Genomic DNA, 20,481 nt, shown 5'->3' with positions numbered 1-20,481 from the left:
GAAGTGGATTGAGGGTGCAAGATAGGGGCGGGGACAGGCTGTCCTGCGGACGGCGGGGCCACTTAAGCGCAGCCCGCGCCCGCCAGGGCGCGGCGGCGGCGCTAGCGGGCTTCGCCGCAGCTGCGCAGCTGGTCCTCGACCTCACGGATGGTGCGGGGCGTGGCCTGGTTGCCCCAGCTGTTTTCGACGTAGTTGAGTAGGTTGGTCAGCCGGGCCGGGCTCAGCTCGGCGTGGCCGGGCATCACCTGGTTGTAGAGCACGCCGTTCACTTTGATGGGCCCGTGCTGGCCCAGACGCAGCAGGCAGGGCAGCTCGGCGCGGTGCCGGGCCAGGTAGTCGGCGCCCGCGATGGGTGGAATCAGGCGGCCCAGGCCCTGGCCCTGCTCGCCGTGGCAGCCGCTGCAATGCTGGGCGTAGAGGCGCTGGCCCTGGTTCTGCTTGTCGGTGAAGCAACCAGGCAAGGCCAGCAGCGCGGCGCTCAGCAGTAGGCCAAGTGTCAACCGGCGCCGAAACCACTGCCTGAATGCCCCCGGCCGGCTTTTCATCGGGCGAGGGGGGTAGGGGCCGGCGCGGATGCCGCGGCCGTAGCGCCGGGCGCAGCCGGGTGGCGCTCGGTTATCTCGGCCAGCAGCAGCGGCAGCTCGGCTTGCAGGCGCGTCATCTCGGTGGGATTGAGGCTGTCGTAGAGGCCGCGGATGTGGCCCTGGTCATCGACCAAAGCAAAAGTGCCGTTGTGGGCGAAGCCGCCGGGCGCGGTTTTTTCGGGCATAGCGGCGGTGTAGTAGGCCTTGGCCAGCCGGAAAATCGTGTCCTTGGGCGCCGTGGCGAAGTGCCAGCGGCTGGCCTGGCCGGGGCCTACCCCGAGGCGCTCGGCGTAGTCGCGCAACACGGACAAGGTGTCGTGCTCGGGGTCGATGGTATGGGAAAGCAGCACCAGACGCGGGTCGGCCTGGTATTTCTGATAAACTTTCAGCAGTTCGCTCTGCATCTTAGGGCAGATGCCGGGGCAAGTGGCGAAGAAAAAATCAGTGATGTAGGCCCGGCCGGCGAAGGTCTGATTCGTGACTGGCTGGCCCATTTGATTGGTGAGCTGAAAGGCGGGCGCGGTGGCGAAAATGGTGTCGGCCGGACCGCCATCGGCGCGGGCGCGCACGTCGCGCTCGCCCAGGATGGGCAGGCGCCGGGCCTGCTCCGGGGCGCTGGTGCAGGCGCTGAAGCTGGCGGTGAGAACGAGGATAAGGAGCGAAAGAAGGCGGGGCATGAGGCAGGAGAAGGAGAGGCGGGATAGTTTGGAAAAAACTGGTCTTGCTGAGCGCAGCGCAGCGGAGTCGAAGCATCTTGCTCGTCACTAACCTAATCGTGTGTGTGGTCAAGTTGATTACTTTCTCTGGCAAGATGCTTCGACTCCGCTGCGCTCAGCATGACCAGTTTTTTAGTAAGAATGTCTTACTTCCCTACCCCCCTCACCAACGCCGTGGCCGTGTCGATGGTGCCCCGCATCTGCTTTTCCACGGCCGCTAGCTTCTGGCTCTGCGCCTCAAAATAAGCCAGGCGCGCGGCGGCGGGTGCGGTGGTGTCGGGGGCCTGGTACTGGTTCATCCAACTCATCATGGCTTTGTCGGCGGCCAGCAGGCGGCGCACGGCGGCGGGCGTGCGCGGGTCGGCTTTAAGGGCGGGGGCGGCCAACTGCTGGCGCAGCTCGTAGAGGTGGGCGGTGCGCGCCATCAGCGTGTCGTGGCGGTCGAGCAGGCTGGTTTCGGCGGCGGCCACAGGGGTAGGCTTTTCGGCCTTGGCCGAGGGCTGGCAGGCGGCCAGCGCGGCGCTGAGCACCGCGCCGAGCAACGATTTTTCGAGCAGAAATTTCATGCGGCAAAGGTAGCGCCGGCCTGCCCGCGCCGCTTTTACCACGAATCAAGCCTCGAATCAAATCTTAAATCAAAAAGGCTGGCTTCGCCGTTAGGCGCTTACTAAGTTTCCCTACCCCCCCTTCCCCACCAAACCCCTCCTGCTATGCAAACCCGCACGCTTGGCCGCGCCGGCCTCACCGTTTCCGCCCTCGGCCTCGGCTGCATGGGCATGTCCGACTTCTACGGCCAGCCCGACGACCTGGAAAGCACCCGCACCCTGCACCGCGCCCAGGAGCTGGGCGTCACGTTTTTCGACACGGCCGACATGTACGGTCCCCACAAGAACGAGGAGCTGCTCGGCCGGGCCTTCGCCGGTGGCCGGCGCCAGCAGATTGTGCTGGCCACCAAGTTTGGCATCCTGCGCGACCCCAGCGACCCGGCCAAGCGCGGCATCAGCGGCCGGCCGGAGTACGTGCGCCAGGCCTGCGAGGCCAGCCTGCGCCGCCTGAACACCGACCACATTGACCTCTATTATCAGCACCGCGTCGACCCCAGCACGCCCATCGAGGAAACGGTGGGCGCCATGAGCCGCCTGGTCGAGGAAGGCAAGGTGCGCTTTCTGGGCCTCTCGGAGGCGGCGCCAGCCACGCTGCGCCGGGCCGTGGCCGTGCACCCGATTGCGGCGCTGCAAAGCGAATACTCGCTTTGGAGCCGCGAGCCGGAAGACGAGATTCTGCCCACCTGCCGCGAGCTGGGCATCGGCTTTGTGCCCTACTCGCCCTTGGGCCGGGGCTTTCTGACGGGCCAGATTCAGAAGTTTGAGGACCTGGCTGAGGACGACTACCGCCGCCATACACCGCGCTTTCAGGGCGAAAACTTCCAGAAAAACCTCGACCTGGTGGCCCGCATCAACGACCTGGCGGCCCAAAAGCGCTGCACGCCCGGCCAGCTGGCCCTGGCCTGGGTCCTGGCCCAGGGCGAAGACCTCGCCCCGATTCCCGGCACCAAGCGCGTGGCCTACCTGGAAGAAAACCTGGGCGCGCTCGAAGTCAGCCTAAGCCCGGATGAGCTGCGCCAACTCGATGAAATTGCACCCAAAGGCGCCGCGGCGGGAATGCGCTACCCCGAGGCGATGATGGGCTCGGTGAACGGGTAGTTTGCAGCTAACAATTAACACGTATGCTTTAAGCGGCGCAGGATGGCCGGTTAAAGCATACGTGTTAATTGTTAGCTGACCCGCCCGGCAGCAAGTCAATCCAGCCGTCTTCGCTCACCACAACGGCCAGGCAGGGGTAGCGCGAGGAGTTGACGTAGCGCAGGGCGCCGTTGTAGCGGGCGCCGCGCGAGGAGTCGCCGCGGTCGGTGGCCAGCCCATCGAGGATGGCGCCGATGGCGTGGCAGAGGCCGTTGGGCTCGATGAGCACGGCCCCGTCGATGTTGGTGGCCTGGCGCAGCACCTGCGGCAGCAAGGTGCGCGGCACTACCCGGAAACACTGCCGGGCCAGGCGGCGGGCCTCGTCGGCGGCGCCGGCCGTAAACACCAGGATGGTGCCGTTGGGCTGGCTCGTGGCCGTCAGGGCCAGCTCCCAGAGGTAGTCGATGTCGGGGGGGGGTAGGGTGGGAAATACCTGGCCTACGGCGCGGGCAAAGTTGTCGGCCTCGACGCGGCTCTGGGGCAGGCGCGGCGTGTTGCTGACCACCTTCATCATCACGTGGCCGGAGTGGCTCATCTCCCAGCCAAAATGGTGGGTAAAATTGACCGTGAACAGGGCCTCGTAGCGGGTATCGGTTTCGGTCACGAGCCGGCCCAGGCCGAACACCTGCGAGGCGTCGGAAATCAGGGCCGAGTCGCCCTCCGTGAGTTCGAGCAGCTTGCGGATGGAGCGGTGGTCGCGCAGCGTGACGGGCGTTTCCAGCGTCAGCACCGGAATCAGGGCCGGATGCTGGCGCCGGGCCACGAGCAGCGTCCCTACCCCCTCGTCGCCTTCGTAGCGTAGGGCCGCGATGCCGTTGCAGGCGTCGTAGAGGCCGTGGGTGCCGGCCGGCGCGGCGCGCAGCATCAGGCGCCGGCCGGCGCCGCGCAGCACCTCGTTGTAGTCGCGGTCGAGCACGGGCTGGTCGTTGTCGGCGGTGTCGGCCTCGCGCAGGGCGCGGGTGCACTCGTGCAAAAACTCCAGCACCGCCGCGTGAGGCAGGTTGCCGGGCTTGCTGGCGCTAGGCTTGGGCAGCACGTGGTAGGAGCCGTAGCAGTCGCCGGCCAGCTGCAAGACAATCACCACCAGGTAGCCCTGCAAACTCACCGGCGACGAGCAGAACGAGCGGCGGTCCTCGTGGCGGGCGGCGGTCAGCTCGTCGAGCGTGGTGGCGGTGGCCTGGCAAATCAACTCATACCAGTGCTGCTTCTCGAAGCGGTCGTGGTCGCCGGGGTGCAGGTGATACACGATGTCGCGCGGGCCGGCATTAGCTTCCAGGGCCGCGGCGCGGGCCTTGATGCCGGCAAAATCCAGGGGCTGGTAGCGCAGCGTGGGCGGCTCGATAATCACGGCCTGCGGGGCGTCGGTTTCCTTGCCCGACGCCAAGCCGAGCAGAAAGACTTCGGGCCGCAGGCTGCGGTCGAGCAAATTAAAAACGCCTTCGGCAAAGAGCTGGGCCGAAACTCTGAACAGACTTTGGTGTTCCCACATGGATACGTGAACGACGACGGGCGGCGGCAGAAGTTGCCCGCGCCTGACGTGGCTTACGCAAAAATCACCTCCGCAGTAGGTTTAAACCCAAAAAAAAACCGGACCGGTGCTTGCGCCTTTCCGGCGGCGGGCGTAATTTCGGGGTACCATATTTTAGCCCGTAGCCCGCGAGCTGCCCACCGCCAACTTTTCCGCGTATGCTCTTCGTTGACATGATTTTGGCGGTAGGGGTGGCCGTGTCGTTCATTCCCATTATGACCGGCTACTGCGCTTACTCGCACGGGCGCTCGTTCTGGCTCTGGTTTGTACTGGGCTTCGTGCTGCCCTTCGCCTCCTTTATGCTGCTCTTCGCCCTCATCGCCCGCGAGCAGCTCGACCCCGGCCGCAAGCTGCTCGGCGACGCCCGCCAGATTTTGCGCCAGGCCGAGCAAAAAGCCGTCGCGCAGGGAAAGGTCTGAAGGTCAGGTGGTCGGCGCGATAAGGTGAAGTCTGGTTTGGCTGCCGCAAAGGGGCTTACTGGTAGCAACAGGGGGTAGGGAGCTGCTGGCATCTCAACGAAACCATTGCGGCGGTTACCGGCCAGAGGCGCCGCTGCCCGGTAAAGCTTTTGTGCGCCTGCAAGCCTGTGGCCGTCAAGAAGTTGAGGCAAAAAGAAAAGGTCGCCTACGCTTGGCAGATTGACGATGCCGCGGCCCGGCCAGAAGTTTCGGGCCGGCTGTGCTGCGTGGCTGCTAATGGAGGAGGGGGTAGGGATTGCTCCGGCTTAGCGGCCCGGCTTCACCCGGCGGCCCAAACGGGCGCATAAGCTACCTTAGTTTACTTCTGCGCGCTATCCGCCCACTCCCGCGCTTTGTCTTTTCAATGAGAATTGCTTTAATCGTCCTCATTTCTCTGTCATTTACCCTCCCGTTCCGCGGAACAGCAGCCTCAACCGACAGCCTGCTGACCGAATTGAACCGGGCCCTGGCGCACCAGAAAGAGTACGATGGGCAACGCTGGCGCCGGATTAAGGTCCTCACGGCGGATTTTGCTTCACATAAAGCCGACGACAGCACCAAATTCAGGCTGGGCCTGCTGGTGTACGACGAGTATAAGGCGTTTAAGTACGACTCCGCATTTGTTTACTGTCAGAAAATCAAGCAGTTGGCCGAACGGTTGAACAGCCCCGAGAAAGTAGAGCTGGCGAAGCTGCGGCTGGCCTTCATTCTGCTCTCGGCCGGGCTGTTCAAAGAAACCTTTGAGGTGCTGGACAACATCAGGCCGGGCCGGTTAAGGGACGCCGACAAGCTGGACTATTACTTTATTAAAGCCCGCGCCTACAACGACCTAGCTTATTTTAATCAGGATGAGTTCTACCGGCCGGTTTACCTGACCAAGCTGCTGGCCTGCGCCGACTCGGCCCTGCGCTTCTGCCGGCCCGGCTCCTACGAGTGCTTGTCGGTGCAGGCGTTCATCACCCAGCGAACCGGCAACCTAGCGGAAGGCGTCGCCGTGTACAACCAAATTCGCCAGCCGCCGACGCTCTCCCAGCATCGGCTGGCCATCGCGGCCAGCACGTTAGCTAACATCTACAGCCGGGCCGGGCAAGAGGATAAGGCTTTCGAGCTGCTGCTGATTTCGGCCATTGCCGACGTAAAGTCGGCCACGAAAGAGACGGTCGCCATGTCGGAGGTCGCCAACTACTGCTACCGGCGCGGCGACCTGGTCAACGCTTACACGTTCATCAAGGAGGCGCAGGAGGAAGCCACCTTCTACAAGGCCCGGCAGCGGCAGGTTCAGATAAGCCAGTTCTCCTCGGTTATCGACGGTAAGAAGATAGATATCATTGAGAATCATCGCAAATCGCAGCGGGCGTACAGCATTCTGATTTCCGTGCTGGCAGTTTTCGTGGCCGCTTTCGCGGCCGTCATCTTCCGGCAGCTGCGCAAGCTGCGCCAGGCCGGCCGTCTGATTTCGGCCACCGTGCTGGAGCTGCGCGAGCGCAACGCCGAGCAACGGCAGCTTAACGCTGAGCTGACCCAATCGAACCATCGCCTGGCCGAGGCCAACGCCCGCCTGGCGGAAGCCAACAAAATCAAGGAAGAGTACATCGGCTACTACTTCCACCACAACACGCAGTACCTGGACGAGCGGGAGACGCTGAAGAAAAAACTCGACGACCTGCTGAGCGCCCGGCAGTACGGCGGCGTGCAGAAGCTGGCCGACAGCATCAACATCAAGCGCGAGCGCAGCGAGCTATTCAAAGGTTTCGACACGGTTTTTCTGCGTCTGTTTCCCCGGTTTGTCGCGCAGTTCAATCTGCTGTTCCGGGAGGAAGACCAGGTGCAGCTCGATGACGATCAGCTGCTGACGGCCGAGCTACGTATCTTCGCTCTCATCCGGCTCGGCATCGACAACAGCGAGCAAATCAGCCAGATGCTGGGCTATTCCATCAACACCATCTACGCCTATAAGACCAGGGTAAAGAACCGCTCGCTCGTGCCCAAGGACGAGTTTGAGACGCGGGTGCGGGCCATTCAGGCCATCTGACTTGACCCTGTTTCGAGGCCACTGCCGGCCGGCTCAGGCTGCCGGAGTTGGCGCCTGGCCAGGTGAATAATTCCGCTAACAGCAGCGAGGTACATTGGCGGAAAGCAGGGGGGTAGGCGGCAACGGATTGCGAAGCCGGAGCGGCATTCCAGCCGCAGATTCCATTGGTCAAGCCGCTAAAACAGCCATTTTAAAGCTGTACTTTTCGCTTATTTCATAAAACTTAATCAGCATTAAAACAATGCTTTAAGTTGAGTGGCAGACCAGATTAGCTATACTTTAGCTGTACTGTTTTTTGCTTGGAAAAGATGCTGGTTGCTTTGCGTAGTGATGTTGTTGAATAATTCCGCAAACGATTGCTGAAACGCCTTTGCGGTACCTAACAAACGGATATCCTTTTTTCTAGCTCGTATTCTATGTCATTTTCACTACACTTCTTACCCAGTGGGCAATCCTTCAGAAAGCTAGTGCGCCGAGCTATTATTGGCGGAACGCTGCTGACGGGCTCAGCCTTCGTTCCGGTTGGCGGTGCCCACGCCACTATCCCTACCCCCCCCGCCGGGGCCGAAGCCCCCAAAGCCGCTGCCCACCGCGACCAGGCCGCTAACGGCCCCGTCACGGGCCGGGTGGTGGATGACAAAGGCGAAGGTCTGCCGGGCGTAAACGTCATCGTGCGCGGCACCGTCAGCGGCACCCAGACCGACGCGACGGGCGCTTACAGCCTGGCCAACGTGCCGGGCGACGCGACGCTGGTTTTTTCCTACGTCGGCTTTGCCTCGCAGGAGCTGCAACTCAACGGCCGGACCACGATTGACGTGACGCTACAGTCCGACACCAAGGCGCTGAGTGAAGTGGTGGTGGTAGGCTACGGCACGCAGCGCCGCGCCGACGTGACCGGCTCGGTGGCGTCGGTGAGCGGCACGGAAATCAAGTCGCTACCCGTCACTAACGTGCAGGAAGCCTTGCAGGGCCGCCTGGCCGGCGTGGAAGTCGTGAAAAGCTCCGGCGCGCCCGATGCCACGGCCAGCATCCTGATTCGGGGCGTGTCTTCGCTCAACAACGCGCAGCCGCTCTACATCATCGACGGGGTGCGGCAGTCAGGCGATAACATTAACATTCAGGACATTGCCTCGGTCGACGTGCTCAAGGACGCCAGCGCGGCGGCCATCTACGGCTCGGCGGCGGCGGGCGGCGTTATCATCATCACCACCAAGAAAGGCAAGGCTGGCGCACCGGTTATCAACTTCAGCGCCCGCTACGGCATCACGACGCCGCGCACGCTGAAGCTGCTGAACCGCGACGATTTCATCCGCCTCAAGCAGACCATTGCCGACCCGGTATACCTGGGCATCGAGCAGACCGACACGCTGCCCGACACCGACTGGAGCAAGGAAATCTTCCGCAACGGCATCGAGCAGAACTACAACCTGTCCATTTCGGGGGGCAGCCCAAATCTGAGCTACCTGGTTTCGGGCATCTACAACGACCAAAAGGGCATTTACCTCAACAACCGCTCGTCGCTGGCTGGGGCGCGGGTGAACACTGACTACCAGCTCGGCAAGCGCATCAAGGTGGGCGAGCAGCTCTACGTGTGGCAGCGCGACACCAAGCCGGTGACCATTACGCCCATCAACCCGCCGTTCCGGACGGTGCCCACGATGACGCCCTACACCAACGACCCGGCCAACCCCTACGGCCGCAACCCGCAGGGTTTTGCCGGCCCCAACCTGATTGCCCAGATTGGCACGGCCCACATTGATAACAAGAAAGCCAACTTCCAGGGTAACGTCTTCGCCGAGGTCGCCCTGCCATTGGACCTGAGCTTCCGCACCACGTTCGGCTACACGTATTACACTGAAAATCAGAACTACTTCCAGGATTCGTACAACACCGGCGCGGTGTCGGCGCCCATCAACAGCCTGACCAAATCGAACTCCACCTCCACCACGCTGCTCAACAACTACGTGCTGTCGTACAACCACTTGTTCGGCCAGCATTCGGTGAGCGCGCTGGTGGGCTACGAGCAGATTAAGTCGGTGTACGATGCCTTGCGCGGCAGCCAGAATTCGGTGGGCGGCACCTCCTATGCGTTCCTACCCACCTCGGCCTCCATCACGCGCATTAACCCCGGCGGCTACGACCCCAACGGGCTGATAAAGTCCACCTTCGCCCGGCTCAACTACGGTTTCAATGAGCGGTATTTGTTCTCGCTCTCGGCCCGCCGCGACGGCAACTTCACGGTGTTCGGGCCCGGCAATCAGTACGGCGTGTTCCCGTCGGCCTCGGTGGGCTGGCGCATCAGCGAGGAGCCGTTCGTGAAGAGCGCGCTGCCGACCATGAACCAGCTCAAGCTGCGCGGCAGCTACGGCGTGCTGGGTAACAGCAACATTCCCAGCTACTTATTTCTGTCAACTTACGAGTTCGTGAACGGGCAGAACTTCCTGCCCGGCGCGCCGCCCAGCCTGGGCTACACCCAAACGCTCATTCCCAACCCCAACATCAAGTGGGAAAGCGTGTACGAAAGCAACGTGGGCCTCGACGCCGAGTTTCTCAGCGGCCGGTTTTTCTTCACCGTGGAATGGTACAACAAAACCACCAAAGACATGCTCTACGCGCTGCCGATTCCAACCAGCGTGGGCATCCCGACCCGGTTCTACACTAATATCGGTTCGGTGCGCAACCGCGGCGTTGACCTTGTGCTGGGCACCCGCGCCAAAGCCGGCGATTTTAATTATTCAGCCAGCCTGACCGGCTCGTTTAATAAAAACCGGGTGCTGAACCTGGATAATATCAACAGCAACCCGATTCAGGCCGGCGACAACAACTACGGCAGCCCGACTTTCGGCCAGCAGACCGGCCAGTTCCTGACCTACACCAGGGCCGGCCTGCCTTTTGGTCAGTTCTACGGCTACGAGACGGAGGGCATTTACCAGACGCAGGAGCAGGTGGACGCGCACCCGCAGCGGGCCGGCACCAAGGCCACCATCGGCGACCTAATCTACCGGGACGTGAACGGCGACGGCCTCATCAGCGACCTCGACAAGACCACCATCGGCAACCCCAACCCGGAGCTGGTGTACGGCCTAAACCTGAACCTGAGCTGGAAAGGCTTCGACCTGGCCCTGCTCTTCAACGGCGTGGCCGGCGTGGACCTCTACAACGGCGTAGCGCCCTACGCCCAGTTTCCGTTCAGCGACGGCAACACGACCGCCAGGGTGTTCGGCGCCTCGTTTCTGGGCGATAACGGGCTCACCGAGCAGCCGCGTATTGGCGTGCTCACGCCCGGCGTCAACGGTGCCCCGGCCACCTTCGCCACCGACCCCAACGGCAATTACGCCAACGTGAGCAGCTACTTCGTGGAGAAGGGCGACTACGTGAAGCTCAAGAACTTACAGCTGGGCTACAATTTCGGCGGTAGCCTGCTGCAACGGGCCCAAATCAAGAACGCCCGCCTCTACGTGATGGCCAACAACCTGTTCACCATCACCAGCTACTCCGGCGTGGACCCCGAAATAGGGGGCGACGTGACCTTGCGCGGCATCGACGCGCCCCTGCGCTACCCCAACGCCCGGATTTACTCGCTGGGCGTAGACCTGACTTTCTAGAGCTTAGCTAATCAGGCGGTCATGCTGAGCTTGTCGAAGCATCTCGCGTGGGGAGCTAACTCAATCGTTGTTTACCGTGGATTACTACCCCACGCGAGATGCTTCGACAAGCTCAGCATGACCGCCTGATTTAGCAAGTGTTTACTTAATCAGGTTTTTAACTTCTGCTAATAAATTCACTATCAGTACGATGCTAAAGAAATCAACTTTTCTGTTTCTGGCGCTGCTGGCGGCCAGCTGCACCAAAGATCCTTCCGACGTTACCCAGCCCGACAAATACAGCAGCGGGGACTACCCGGCCAGCCTGACGGCCCTCTCGGGCGTGCTCACGCCGGCTTATGCCAACCTGCGCTCCTACGAGCTGAATGGCTTTCAGATGCTGGTCAAGGATTTTGCGTGCAGCGAGCATACCGCCGACCTCGCCTACGGCGGCGAGCGGTCGTGGACGGAGCTGGCCCTGAATAACCTGAGCGTGGGCAACAGCTACGCCAACGACTTGTGGAAAGGCTTGTACACGGGCGTGAAGAACGCCAACGCTTTTCTGGACCGGGCCGACTTCTACGAGAAAAACGGCATGGCACCCTCGGAGCAAAAGGCGGTGAACACGCTGCGCGGCGAAGCCTACTTCCTGCGGGCGCTGTACTACTACCACCTCGAATGCTTCTACGGCGAGGGCTACATCTCGGCGGCTGGCGGCGAGGACAAGATGGGCGTGCCGCTGTTCTCGTCCATTCCGACCTCGCTGGAAGCCACGCAGCAGCCCCGCGCCTCGGCCAAGGAAGTGTGGGCTTTCATTATCAGCGACTTGCAGAAGTCGGCCGAGCTGCTCAAGGGCGTGCAGCGCACCGGCACCGACGTGGGCCGCGTGACGGAGTGGGCCGCCAAAAGCCTGCTCGGCAAGGCCTACGTTTTCACCCAGGACTACGCCAGCGCCAAGCCGGTGCTGCTCGACGTAATTCAGAACAGCGGCAAGGCGCTGATGCCGTACAGCAAGTACCGCAATGCGTTTAACGCGCAGAGCAGCAACGAGTTAAACGAGGAGTCGCTGTTCGAGATTAACGTGGACCGCACCACGCCCGGCTACGGCATTTTCGTGGACGGCGCCAACGCCAACCTCACCACCAGCCAGGGCCTGATTTGGTCGCCGAGCCTGCTCGGCGACGACGGCACCGAAAACGGCGCCAATAACAGCCTGGGCTACGGCAACGAGTTTATGCACGACCGCAACCTGCTTCGCTTCGGCTACAATTTGCCCATCTACTCGCTGGTCGCCAACCCCAATTTTGACGCGAGTAAAGCGGCGTCGTTCCGCAATCCGCGCCGGGTGATGGACCCGGTGACGCGGCAAAAGTCGCTGGACGCGCGGCGCGACAAGACCGTGGACCCGCGCCTGTACGTGGCCGCGCTCCAGCCTTGGGTCGATTCGGTGAGCCGCGACGGCATTCAGTACCGGCCGGTGGTGAAGTGCTCGGGCATCGGGGCGGGCATCAAGCCGCTGTTTCAGGGCTGGAGCCTGAAAAAGTACGTGACCACCGACAACAACATTTTCGCCTACAGCGCCGCTGACGGCGCCAACTACTACCTGCTGCGCCTGGCCGACGTGTACCTGCTCTACGCCGAGGCCTGCCAGAATAGCGGCGACGAGGCCAACGCGCTCGAATACCTGAACAAAGTCAAGCGCCGGGCCTATGGCTACCCGCTGGACCAAGCCTCACCGGTTGATTATCAGTCGCTAACCGACAAGACCAGCGCCAACGACCCCAATCTGGCCAACAACCCGCTCTACTATGAGCGCTGGGCCGAGCTGTTCGCCGAAGGCCACTGGTGGTTCGACGTGGGCCGCTGGCGCATTGGCGCGGCCGAGGCCGAGTACTACGGCAACACCCTGCCCACGGGCGGCCGAATCGAGTGGAGCGACCAGCGCTCCTACGCCTGGCCCATCCCGACCAGCGAAGTGAGCGCCAACGCCAAAATTGTCCAAAACCCGGGGTATTAGGGTAGCTGTTGTGAGCGAAAAGAACGTCATGCTGAGCTTGTCGAAGCATCTGGCTCGGGGAAGTAACCCAATGAATAACAACGATTGAATTAGTGCCGCACGCGAGATGCTTCGCTGCGCTCTGCATGACGGACTTATTGCCTCGAACTTACTGCCTCGAAGCAGCAAGTCCGACCATTTTTCTGAAGTAGCTACTACATGAGATTTCGCTTTTTACCGCTGCTGCTAGCAACTTTCGGCGCCCGCGCCCAGCAGGCCAACGTGCTGACGGCCAGCCAGGGCCCGGTTCGGCTGACATTTTCCCTACCCCCCGGTGGGCAGCCAACCTATGCGGTTACCTATAATCAGAAGCCGGTTATCCAACCCTCGCGCCTGGGATTGAAGCTGGCGGAAGGACCCGGATTTGATGGGCCGCTGACGGTGGTAGGCAGCGAAACCAAGAGCGTGGATGAGACCTGGCAGCCGGTCTGGGGCGAGGTGAAAAACATCCGCAACCGCTACCAGCAGCTCACCGTGCACCTGCGCCAGCCCGCGGCGCCTGGCCGGCGGCTTGATGTGGTGTTTCGGGTGTTTGCCGATGGGGTAGGGTTTCGCTACGAGTTTCCGCAGCAGCCCAATCTGAAGTACTTCGTGGTGGCCGATGAGCTGACGGAGTTCGGCCTCACCGGCAACCACAAGGCGTTCTGGATTCCCGGCGACTACGACACGAACGAGTATTCCTACACCGTCTCGCCGCTCAGCGCGGTCAATAACGCGGCGATGGTCAAGGCTTCGACGTCCATTGCCGTGCGTGAGGCGCCCGACCCGCAGGCCGTGCAAACGCCGCTCATGCTGAAATCAGCCGATGGCTTGTATCTTAATATTCACGAGGCCGCGCTGGTTAACTACCCGGCCATGATGCTGCACGTGGACCCGCAGACCTACAAGCTCACGGCCCGCCTCGTGCCCGACGCGACGGGCAACAAAGCCTATCTGCACGCCCCCGACCACACGCCCTGGCGCACGCTCATTGTCAGCAACAAAGCGACCGATATTCTGGCTTCCAAGCTCATTCTCAACCTGAACGAGCCCAGCAAAGTCGCCGAAACGAGCTGGATTAAGCCGATGAAGTTTGTGGGCGTGTGGTGGGAGATGCAAATCGGCAAGAGCACCTGGAACTACGCCAGCCGGGCCGATACGCTCAACGCCGCGGGCCAGCTCATCCCGACCGGCCGCCACGGCGCCAACACCGCCAACGTGAAGCACTACATCGATTTTGCGGCCAAAAACGGCATTGCCGGCGTGCTGGTCGAGGGCTGGAACACCGGCTGGGAAGACTGGTTCGGCAACTGGAAAGAGGAAGTGTTCGACTTCGTGACGCCCTACCCCGACTTCAACGTGCCGGAGATTCAGCAATACGCCCAGGCCAAGGGCGTGCAGATGATTATGCACAACGAAACCAGCGGCTCGGCCACGAGCTACGAGCGGCAGCTCGACACGGCGTATCAGTTTATGAACCGCTTCGGCTACCCGGCCGTGAAAACCGGCTACGTGGGCCGCATCGTGCCGCGCGGCGAGCACCACGACGGGCAGTGGATGGTGAACCACTACAACCGCGTGGCCGAGGTGGCGGCCAAGTACCACGTCATGATTGACATGCACGAGCCCGTGCGCCCCACCGGCCTGCACCGCACCTACCCCAACTGGCTGGCCTCGGAAGCCAGCCGCGGTAACGAGTACAATGCCTTCGCTGAAGGCAACGCGCCCAGCCACGAAACCATCCTGCCCTTCACCCGCCTGATGGGCGGGCCGATGGACTACACGCCCGGCATTTTCAAGCTGCAAGGCTACGCCGATAACCCCGCCCGCCGGGTGCAAACCACGCTGGCCAAGCAGCTGGCCCTCTACGTGACGCTCTACTCGCCGCTGCAAATGGCGGCCGACTTGCCCGAGAATTACGAGCCGCACCTCGATGCCTTTCAGTTCATCCGGGACGTGCCCGTAGATTGGGATGACACCCGCGTGCTCGAAGCCGAGCCGGGCGAGTATGTCACCATTGCCCGCCAGCAGAAGGGCCAGGACAACTGGTTTATCGGGGCCATCACCAACGAGCGGGGCCGGACAACTTCCCTACCCCTCGCTTTTCTGACCAAGGGCCGCAAGTACGCCGTCACGGTGTATGCCGACGCGCCGGACGCCGACTGGAAAACCAACCCCGAAGCCTACAAAATCACCAAAACCACGGTGCGGGCCGGCGGCAAGCTGCCGCTGCGGCTGGCGCCGGGGGGCGGGGCGGCCGTCAGCATCATGGCCCTGCCGTGAGGTAGGGTGCGGGGCTTGCCCCCGCCCGGCGCTCGCGCCGTTTCCACAATTTCGTTCTGACGCCGGGCGGGGGCAAGCCCCGCACCCTACATTTCACATCGCCCCATTTAGATCATCAACTTGAAAAATCTACTTCTACTTTTCCTGCTCCTCCTGGGAGGCGGCGCGGCCCTGGCCCAGCCCGCGGTGGTGACCAAAACGAACCCGCAGCCAGTATACATGCACTACATGCCCTGGTTTGAGACGCCCGAAACGTCCGACAACCGGCGCTGGGGCCTGCACTGGACGATGGCCAACCAGAACCCTAACATCGTCGACCCGGCCACGGGCAAGCGCCAGATTGCGGCTCACTACTACCCCCTGATTGGGCCCTATGCCTCGTCGGACCCGGCCGTCATCGAGTACCATTTGCTCCTGCTCAAGTACGCCGGCGTGGACGGCGTGCTGGTTGATTTCTACGGCAACGGCGGCAACGACCTGCCGCTCTTGCTGCGCAACACCAACGCCCTGGTGCCCCGCACGGCCGATGTCGGCCTCACGTTCGGCGTGGTGTTCGAGGACCAGTTTGCCGCCACGCTCAATGATGCCAAGGCCAACATGCAGTATGTAGGCACGAACTACTTCTCGCGGCCCAACTACATCAAGGTCAAGGACAAGCCGCTGGTGCTCACCTTCGGCCCGCAGAAGTACCAGACGCCCGCCGACTGGACCCAGATTCTGGGCGTGCTCCCTACCCCCCCCACGTTCCTGACGCTGTGGTATGAGTCGGCCGAGGCCGGCGCCAACGCCGCCGGCGAGTACAACTGGATTTATTCGGACTTCCTCACCGGCCTGCGCAACTTCTACCAGAATCGGGTGCCGACCCTGGCTACGGCCGGCGGCGTGGCTTACCCCGGCTTCAACACCTTTTATGCCCAGGGCGGCTGGGGCGGCCCGACCTTCGTTATTCCGCACAACAACGGCCAGACCCTGACCCAGACGCTGGACCTGGCCCGGCAGTACCAGAGCCGGCTGAGCTTCGTGCAACTGGCCACGTTCAATGATTTCGGCGAGGGTACCATGCTGGAGCCGACCAGGGAGTTCGGCTTCGCGGCCCTGGAGCAGATTCAGGCCTTCACGGGCGTGTCCTTCACGGTTTCGGAGCTGCAGCTGGTATACCGGCTATATAATCTGCGCAAGTTTCACGCGGGAAGCGCCAGCGCCCAGGCCACGCTCGACCAGGCATTCCAGAAATTAATAGCCCTGGAGGTGCCCGCGGCCACGACCCTGCTCAACAGCCTGGCCCAGCCCACGCCCACCCGTCCCGCCAAAACCGGCCTGCGCCTCCAGCTCTACCCCAACCCGACCGGCAACACGCTGCGGCTGGCCTCGGCCACCGACCTGAAGGGCGGCACCGTGCAGGTGCTCGACGCCGCCGGCCGCGTGGTGCTGAGCCAGGAAAGCCGCCCCAGCCTGGACATCAGCCTTTTGGCCGCCGGCACCTACCGCCTGGTGTTCAGCAAGGGCAAAACCCGTCTGAGTCAGATGTTTGTGAAGTAGTTTTTCTGTTTTTTCTGTGCTGTCTCTTTTTTCCACCCATTCACTCTTTTCTCTTTTTACCCATGAAAATCTTTACCAAGATGCTGTGCGCCGCCGCCCTGCTGGTCGCGGGCCAGCAAGCATCAGCCCAAACCCTGCTCGATGACTTCGAGACCACGCGCCTCGTGGCCTACCCCCCGCTGCCGGACCAAGGGACGCTCACCGAGGCCGTGGCTAACCCGGCCCCCGGCGCCGGCAACACCAGCGCCTCGGTGGCTCGCTTCGTGCGCCTGGCCACGGCCCCGTTCTCAACCATCGCCATCCGGCCGAAAAGCGGCCGTTTTGCCGACGTATCGGCCTACCGCACCGGCGGGCAGAAGCTGAGCCTCAAGTTCCTCAGCCCCGGCCCCGACACACGCATCAACCTGGTGCTGCAAAACCGGACTAAAGTAGCCACCGGTTACCCGAACGGCAACTACGCCGGCCTCGCTTTCGCCATTACGACAGCCGCGGCCAACACCTGGGAGACGCTCACCTTCACCTTTGAGTCGCCGGAAGGCTCTTTTGACCCCAACACGACGGCCACGGAAATAGACCAGATTGCCATGCTCATCGCGCCCGGCGCGACCGGGGCCCCCGCCGGCGCCACTTACCACTTCGACGACCTGATGGGCCCGGCCGTGGTGCCATTTCCCACGAGCGGCACCCCGCCCGTCTTGCTCGACAATTACGAGAACACGCGCCTCGTGGCCTACCTCCCGTTGCCGGACCAGGGCGTGCTCACCGAGAACGTGGCCAACCCGGCCGTCAGCGCCGGCAACAACAGCCCCACCGTCGCCAGCTTCGTGCGCGCGTCGTCCACCGCCCAGTATTCCACCATCGCCATCCGCACCAAGAGCGGCAAGTTCGCCGACGTGTCGGCTTACCGCACCGGCGGGCAGCGGCTGAGCCTCAAGTTCCTGAGCCCCGGCCCTGGCACGCGGGTGCTGATGGTATTTCAGGATTTTGCTAAGGTGGATTATCCCGCCGGCAACTACGCGGGCGACTTCTTCGCCACCACCACGGCGGCGGCCAACACCTGGGAGACGCTCACATTTGAGTTTGAACCCGGCACGTCCGGCGTCTCCTTCGACCCGACCGTGATGGCCACCGACATCGACCAGATTGCGCTCATCTTCGCTCCCGGCACCGACAGCGGCGCCACCTTCTTCTTCGACGACCTGATGGGGCCGGCCCTTGCTGGGACCGCCACGGCCACTCGCACGACGCAGAACGCCGCTGCTGGCTTTGCCCCGGTGTATCCGAACCCGGCTTCCGGCCTCACGAAACTGCCTTACAGTCTGCAAAAAGCGGCCGTCGTGAGCCTGGCTGTGTTCGACAACATGGGCCGCCGCGTGGCCCAGGTGCTCGACCAGCAGCGCCAGCCCGCCGGCCAGTTTTCGGCCGAGCTGAACGCCGCCCGCCTCGCCCCCGGCCTCTACACCTGCCGCCTGCTCGTCGATGGCGTGGCCCTGACCCGCCAGCTCAGCGTGCAATAGGCGCGGCTGCTACCTGGTCGCCCCAGCCAGCACAAAAAGCCCCAACCAAACCCGGTTGGGGCTTTTTTGCAGAAAATGTTCTGTTTGCTTAAAGCAGAAAGGAAAGCAGGCCCAACCAGCTGCTGTCACCATTCAGTTCCGGAATTCATCCTTTGAAACTCAGCATTCCCGCCGCGGCTCGCGCGCCCGTGCTGAAGCAGGCTTGCAGCAGGTAGCCGCCGGTGGGTGCCTCCCAGTCCAGCATCTCGCCGGCCACGAACGTGCCGGGCCGGCGGCGCAGCATCAGCTCCGCCGTGATTTCGGCGAAGGCCACGCCGCCGGCCGTCGAGATGGCCTCGTCGAGCGGGCGCAAACCCGTGATGGGCAGCGGCAAGGCTTGCAGCAAAGCGGCTAACTCCTTCATTGGCAGCCTGCTCACGTCGGGGCACAGCTCGCGCAGCAGCGTGGGCACGGGCGGACCCAGGTTCAGCGCCTGGCGCAGAACCTCGGGCAGCGAGCGGCCCCGGCGCGGCGCTTGCAGCTTGCTTTCAATTTGGGCAGCGCTCAGGTCGGGCTTGAGATTTAAGAGCAGCCCGGCCGGGCTACCCGCCGCCAGCGCCGCGCGCACGCCCGTCGTGAGGGCGTACACCGGCGTGCCCTCCAGGCCGTAGCCGGTGAGCATTAGCTCGCCGCGCACGGCTTCCGGCGGCGAGGGGGGGTAGGAAATTGCCGCCAAGCTGAGGGCCACATTTTTGAGCGGCGCCCGGCCCACCTTCTCCCGGAAAAAAGCCGACCACGCCACCTCGGCACCGCAGTTGGCCGGTGCGAAGGGCGTTATCTCAACCCCGATTTCCCGTAGGGCCGCCGTCCAGGCGCCGTCGGAGCCGGTTTTGGCCCAACTCGCGCCGCCCAGCGCCAGCAGCGTGGCGGTGGGCTCAAGCGCGAATTCCCTACCCCCCGTCTCGTCGCGCAAGCGCAGGCCGCTGGCCGGCTCGGCGCTGGCAAAGCCCAGCCAGCGGTGCCGGGTCTTGATTTCGACGCCCAGCCCGCGCAGCCGCGCCAGCCAGGCGCGCAGCAGCTCGGCGGGCTTGTGCTGCGCTTCGGGGAAGATGCGCCCGCTCGTGCCCACAAAAGTGCTGATGCCCAGCTCCGCCGCCCAGGCCCGCAAATCGGCGGGCGAAAACTCGGTGAGCAGCTCGCTGAAAAAAGCGGCGTGGGGGCCGTAGCGCCGGGCAAAAGCCGCTGCGGGCTCGGCGTTGCTGAGGTTGAAGCCGCCGTGGCCAGCCACCAGAAACTTGCGCCCTACCGTGGCCTGCGCCTCATACACGGTCACGCGCCGGCCGGCCTCGGCCAGGCGCTGGGCGGCCAGCAGCCCCGCCGGGCCCCCGCCGATTATAGCTATTGGAGTCGGGTTGGGCATGGGGTGGGGGGTAGGGAATTAACGCGCCGGACCAGTGGCGAACCGGCTGGGCCCAGCCGGAATAAGCTCGGCCTAACGGGCGCTTAGTGCGGCCCGTACTGCCCCGGCTGCCGGTACTGCCGCGCTGCATCCGGCCCGGAGCCCGTATTTAGCATAGAAATGGTGAGGCAAAAGTAGCGCGGCGGCCGGGCCCGGACCCGCGCCAGCAGTTGCTTTGGCTTCCCTGTTTTCCTTCTGCTCATCCCATTTCAGCTCGTTGTTCATGCAGTTTTCCACTTCGTTTATCCCAACTGCTGCGGAGGTTAGCGTGCTTAGCATGGTCACGTATTTCACCCTTACCGTGGCGGTATATGCATTTTTGGGTAGTCTGATTTTTGCCCTCGCTACCAAGGCTAGTGTAGCCCCGGAGCACCGCCTCTCGCGGGTCTATGGGGCCATTATTGCGGCCGTGGCAGGCCTGTCGTACGTGCTTATTACATATTTCTACCATGAGCTGCTGCACGAGCTGGCGCATTATTCCAACGACCCGGACTCGCAAAAGCTGCTCATCCGGCGCGGCTACAACGCCATCGGGCAGTACCGCTACCTCGACTGGGCCGTGACCACGCCGCTGCTGCTGCTGAAGATGACCAGCATGTTGCGCCTCAGGTTCGAGCGTGTGCCCAAGCAGCTCACCGGGCTCTTGCTGGCCGACGGGTTCATGGTGCTCACCGGCTACATCGGCGAGCAGCAGCTCACGCCGGCCGGCGGCATTCAGGTAGGCGCCAAGCTGCTGTGGGGCGCCATCTCCACGCTCGGCTACCTCGTGATTCCCTATCTGCTCTGGCAGTTCTGGCAGCGCCACGCCGCCGACGTGACGCCCGTCGAGCGCCGTGCCTACCGCCTCATGGCTCTCACGACGGTCACGACCTGGGGCGTCTACCCGGTGGGCTACGTGCTGAGCTGCTTTCCAGAATCCGGCCTGAACTACAACTGGCTGCACCTGGCCTTCACCGTGGCCGACCTCGTGAACAAAGTAGGGGTAGCCGCCCTGGCCTACCACGCCGGCAAAAAGCTGCTCGACG

General features: G+C 63.1%; 14 protein-coding genes. 9 read left to right on the top strand and 5 right to left on the bottom strand.

The genetic code is table 11. From position 1 onward, the window contains the following. Positions 1 to 101: 101 nt before the first annotated feature. From ACFE70_RS16855 to ACFE70_RS16845, 3 genes are all read right to left on the bottom strand, one after another. Positions 102 to 545, bottom strand: a complete 444-nt coding sequence (locus ACFE70_RS16855) for a c-type cytochrome (RefSeq protein WP_375418949.1) — start codon at positions 543 to 545, stop codon at positions 102 to 104. After that, entirely contained in the window at positions 542 to 1,261 is a 720-nt protein-coding gene (locus ACFE70_RS16850; RefSeq protein ID WP_375418948.1) for an SCO family protein, read from the bottom strand. Before ACFE70_RS16850 ends, ACFE70_RS16855 begins: the two co-directional genes overlap by 4 nt. A 185-nt stretch (positions 1,262 to 1,446) precedes the next feature. After that, positions 1,447 to 1,866 (bottom strand): hypothetical protein, encoded by a 420-nt coding sequence (locus ACFE70_RS16845; RefSeq protein WP_375418947.1) that lies wholly within the window; start codon positions 1,864 to 1,866, stop codon positions 1,447 to 1,449. 144 nt (positions 1,867 to 2,010) lie between these two features. Here ACFE70_RS16845 and ACFE70_RS16840 point away from each other — a divergent pair, with 144 nt between their 5' ends. Beyond that, on the top strand, positions 2,011 to 3,003 hold the full coding sequence (locus ACFE70_RS16840) for an aldo/keto reductase (RefSeq protein ID WP_375418946.1): 993 nt from the start codon (positions 2,011 to 2,013) through the stop codon (positions 3,001 to 3,003). Positions 3,004 to 3,067: 64 nt separating this feature from the next. Here ACFE70_RS16840 and ACFE70_RS16835 read toward each other — a convergent pair whose 3' ends face one another. After that, positions 3,068 to 4,531, bottom strand: coding sequence for a diadenylate cyclase (locus ACFE70_RS16835; RefSeq protein ID WP_375418945.1), 1,464 nt, complete (start codon positions 4,529 to 4,531; stop codon positions 3,068 to 3,070). Positions 4,532 to 4,728: 197 nt separating this feature from the next. Between ACFE70_RS16835 and ACFE70_RS16830 the strand changes: the two genes are divergently transcribed. The 7 genes from ACFE70_RS16830 to ACFE70_RS16800 all read left to right on the top strand — a co-directional run bounded on the left by ACFE70_RS16830 (position 4,729) and on the right by ACFE70_RS16800 (position 18,018). Next, the gene (locus ACFE70_RS16830; protein ID WP_375418944.1) at positions 4,729 to 4,989 is read left to right on the top strand and encodes a hypothetical protein; all 261 of its coding nucleotides are present in this window, start codon (positions 4,729 to 4,731) and stop codon (positions 4,987 to 4,989) included. A 403-nt stretch (positions 4,990 to 5,392) separates the two neighbouring features. Further along, on the top strand, positions 5,393 to 7,060 hold the full coding sequence (locus ACFE70_RS16825; RefSeq protein ID WP_375418943.1) for a DUF6377 domain-containing protein: 1,668 nt from the start codon (positions 5,393 to 5,395) through the stop codon (positions 7,058 to 7,060). 467 nt (positions 7,061 to 7,527) lie between these two features. Next, entirely contained in the window at positions 7,528 to 10,665 is a 3,138-nt protein-coding gene (locus tag ACFE70_RS16820; protein ID WP_375418942.1) for a SusC/RagA family TonB-linked outer membrane protein, read from the top strand. A 190-nt stretch (positions 10,666 to 10,855) separates the two neighbouring features. Continuing rightward, complete coding sequence (locus ACFE70_RS16815) at positions 10,856 to 12,661, top strand: RagB/SusD family nutrient uptake outer membrane protein (RefSeq protein WP_375418941.1); 1,806 nt, start codon at positions 10,856 to 10,858, stop codon at positions 12,659 to 12,661. A gap of 198 nt (positions 12,662 to 12,859) precedes the next feature. Continuing rightward, on the top strand, positions 12,860 to 14,962 hold the full coding sequence (locus tag ACFE70_RS16810) for a glycoside hydrolase family 97 protein (protein WP_375418940.1): 2,103 nt from the start codon (positions 12,860 to 12,862) through the stop codon (positions 14,960 to 14,962). 120 nt (positions 14,963 to 15,082) lie between these two features. Further along, complete coding sequence (locus tag ACFE70_RS16805) at positions 15,083 to 16,501, top strand: T9SS type A sorting domain-containing protein (RefSeq protein WP_375418939.1); 1,419 nt, start codon at positions 15,083 to 15,085, stop codon at positions 16,499 to 16,501. A 62-nt stretch (positions 16,502 to 16,563) separates the two neighbouring features. Further along, complete coding sequence (locus ACFE70_RS16800) at positions 16,564 to 18,018, top strand: T9SS type A sorting domain-containing protein (protein ID WP_375418938.1); 1,455 nt, start codon at positions 16,564 to 16,566, stop codon at positions 18,016 to 18,018. 145 nt (positions 18,019 to 18,163) lie between these two features. Here ACFE70_RS16800 and ACFE70_RS16795 read toward each other — a convergent pair whose 3' ends face one another. Beyond that, positions 18,164 to 19,417: an NAD(P)/FAD-dependent oxidoreductase gene (locus ACFE70_RS16795; protein ID WP_375418937.1), complete on the bottom strand. Its 1,254-nt coding sequence runs from the start codon at positions 19,415 to 19,417 to the stop codon at positions 18,164 to 18,166. Positions 19,418 to 19,679: 262 nt separating this feature from the next. Between ACFE70_RS16795 and ACFE70_RS16790 the strand changes: the two genes are divergently transcribed. Next, the coding region (locus ACFE70_RS16790) for a bacteriorhodopsin (protein ID WP_375418936.1) at positions 19,680 to 20,481 on the top strand (802 nt) is incomplete at its 3' end.

Source organism: uncultured Hymenobacter sp., assembly GCF_964243305.1.
Classification (GTDB): domain Bacteria; phylum Bacteroidota; class Bacteroidia; order Cytophagales; family Hymenobacteraceae; genus Hymenobacter.
Note: the sequence above shows the minus strand (reverse complement) of the source record. Positions and strands in the feature narration are given on the sequence as shown.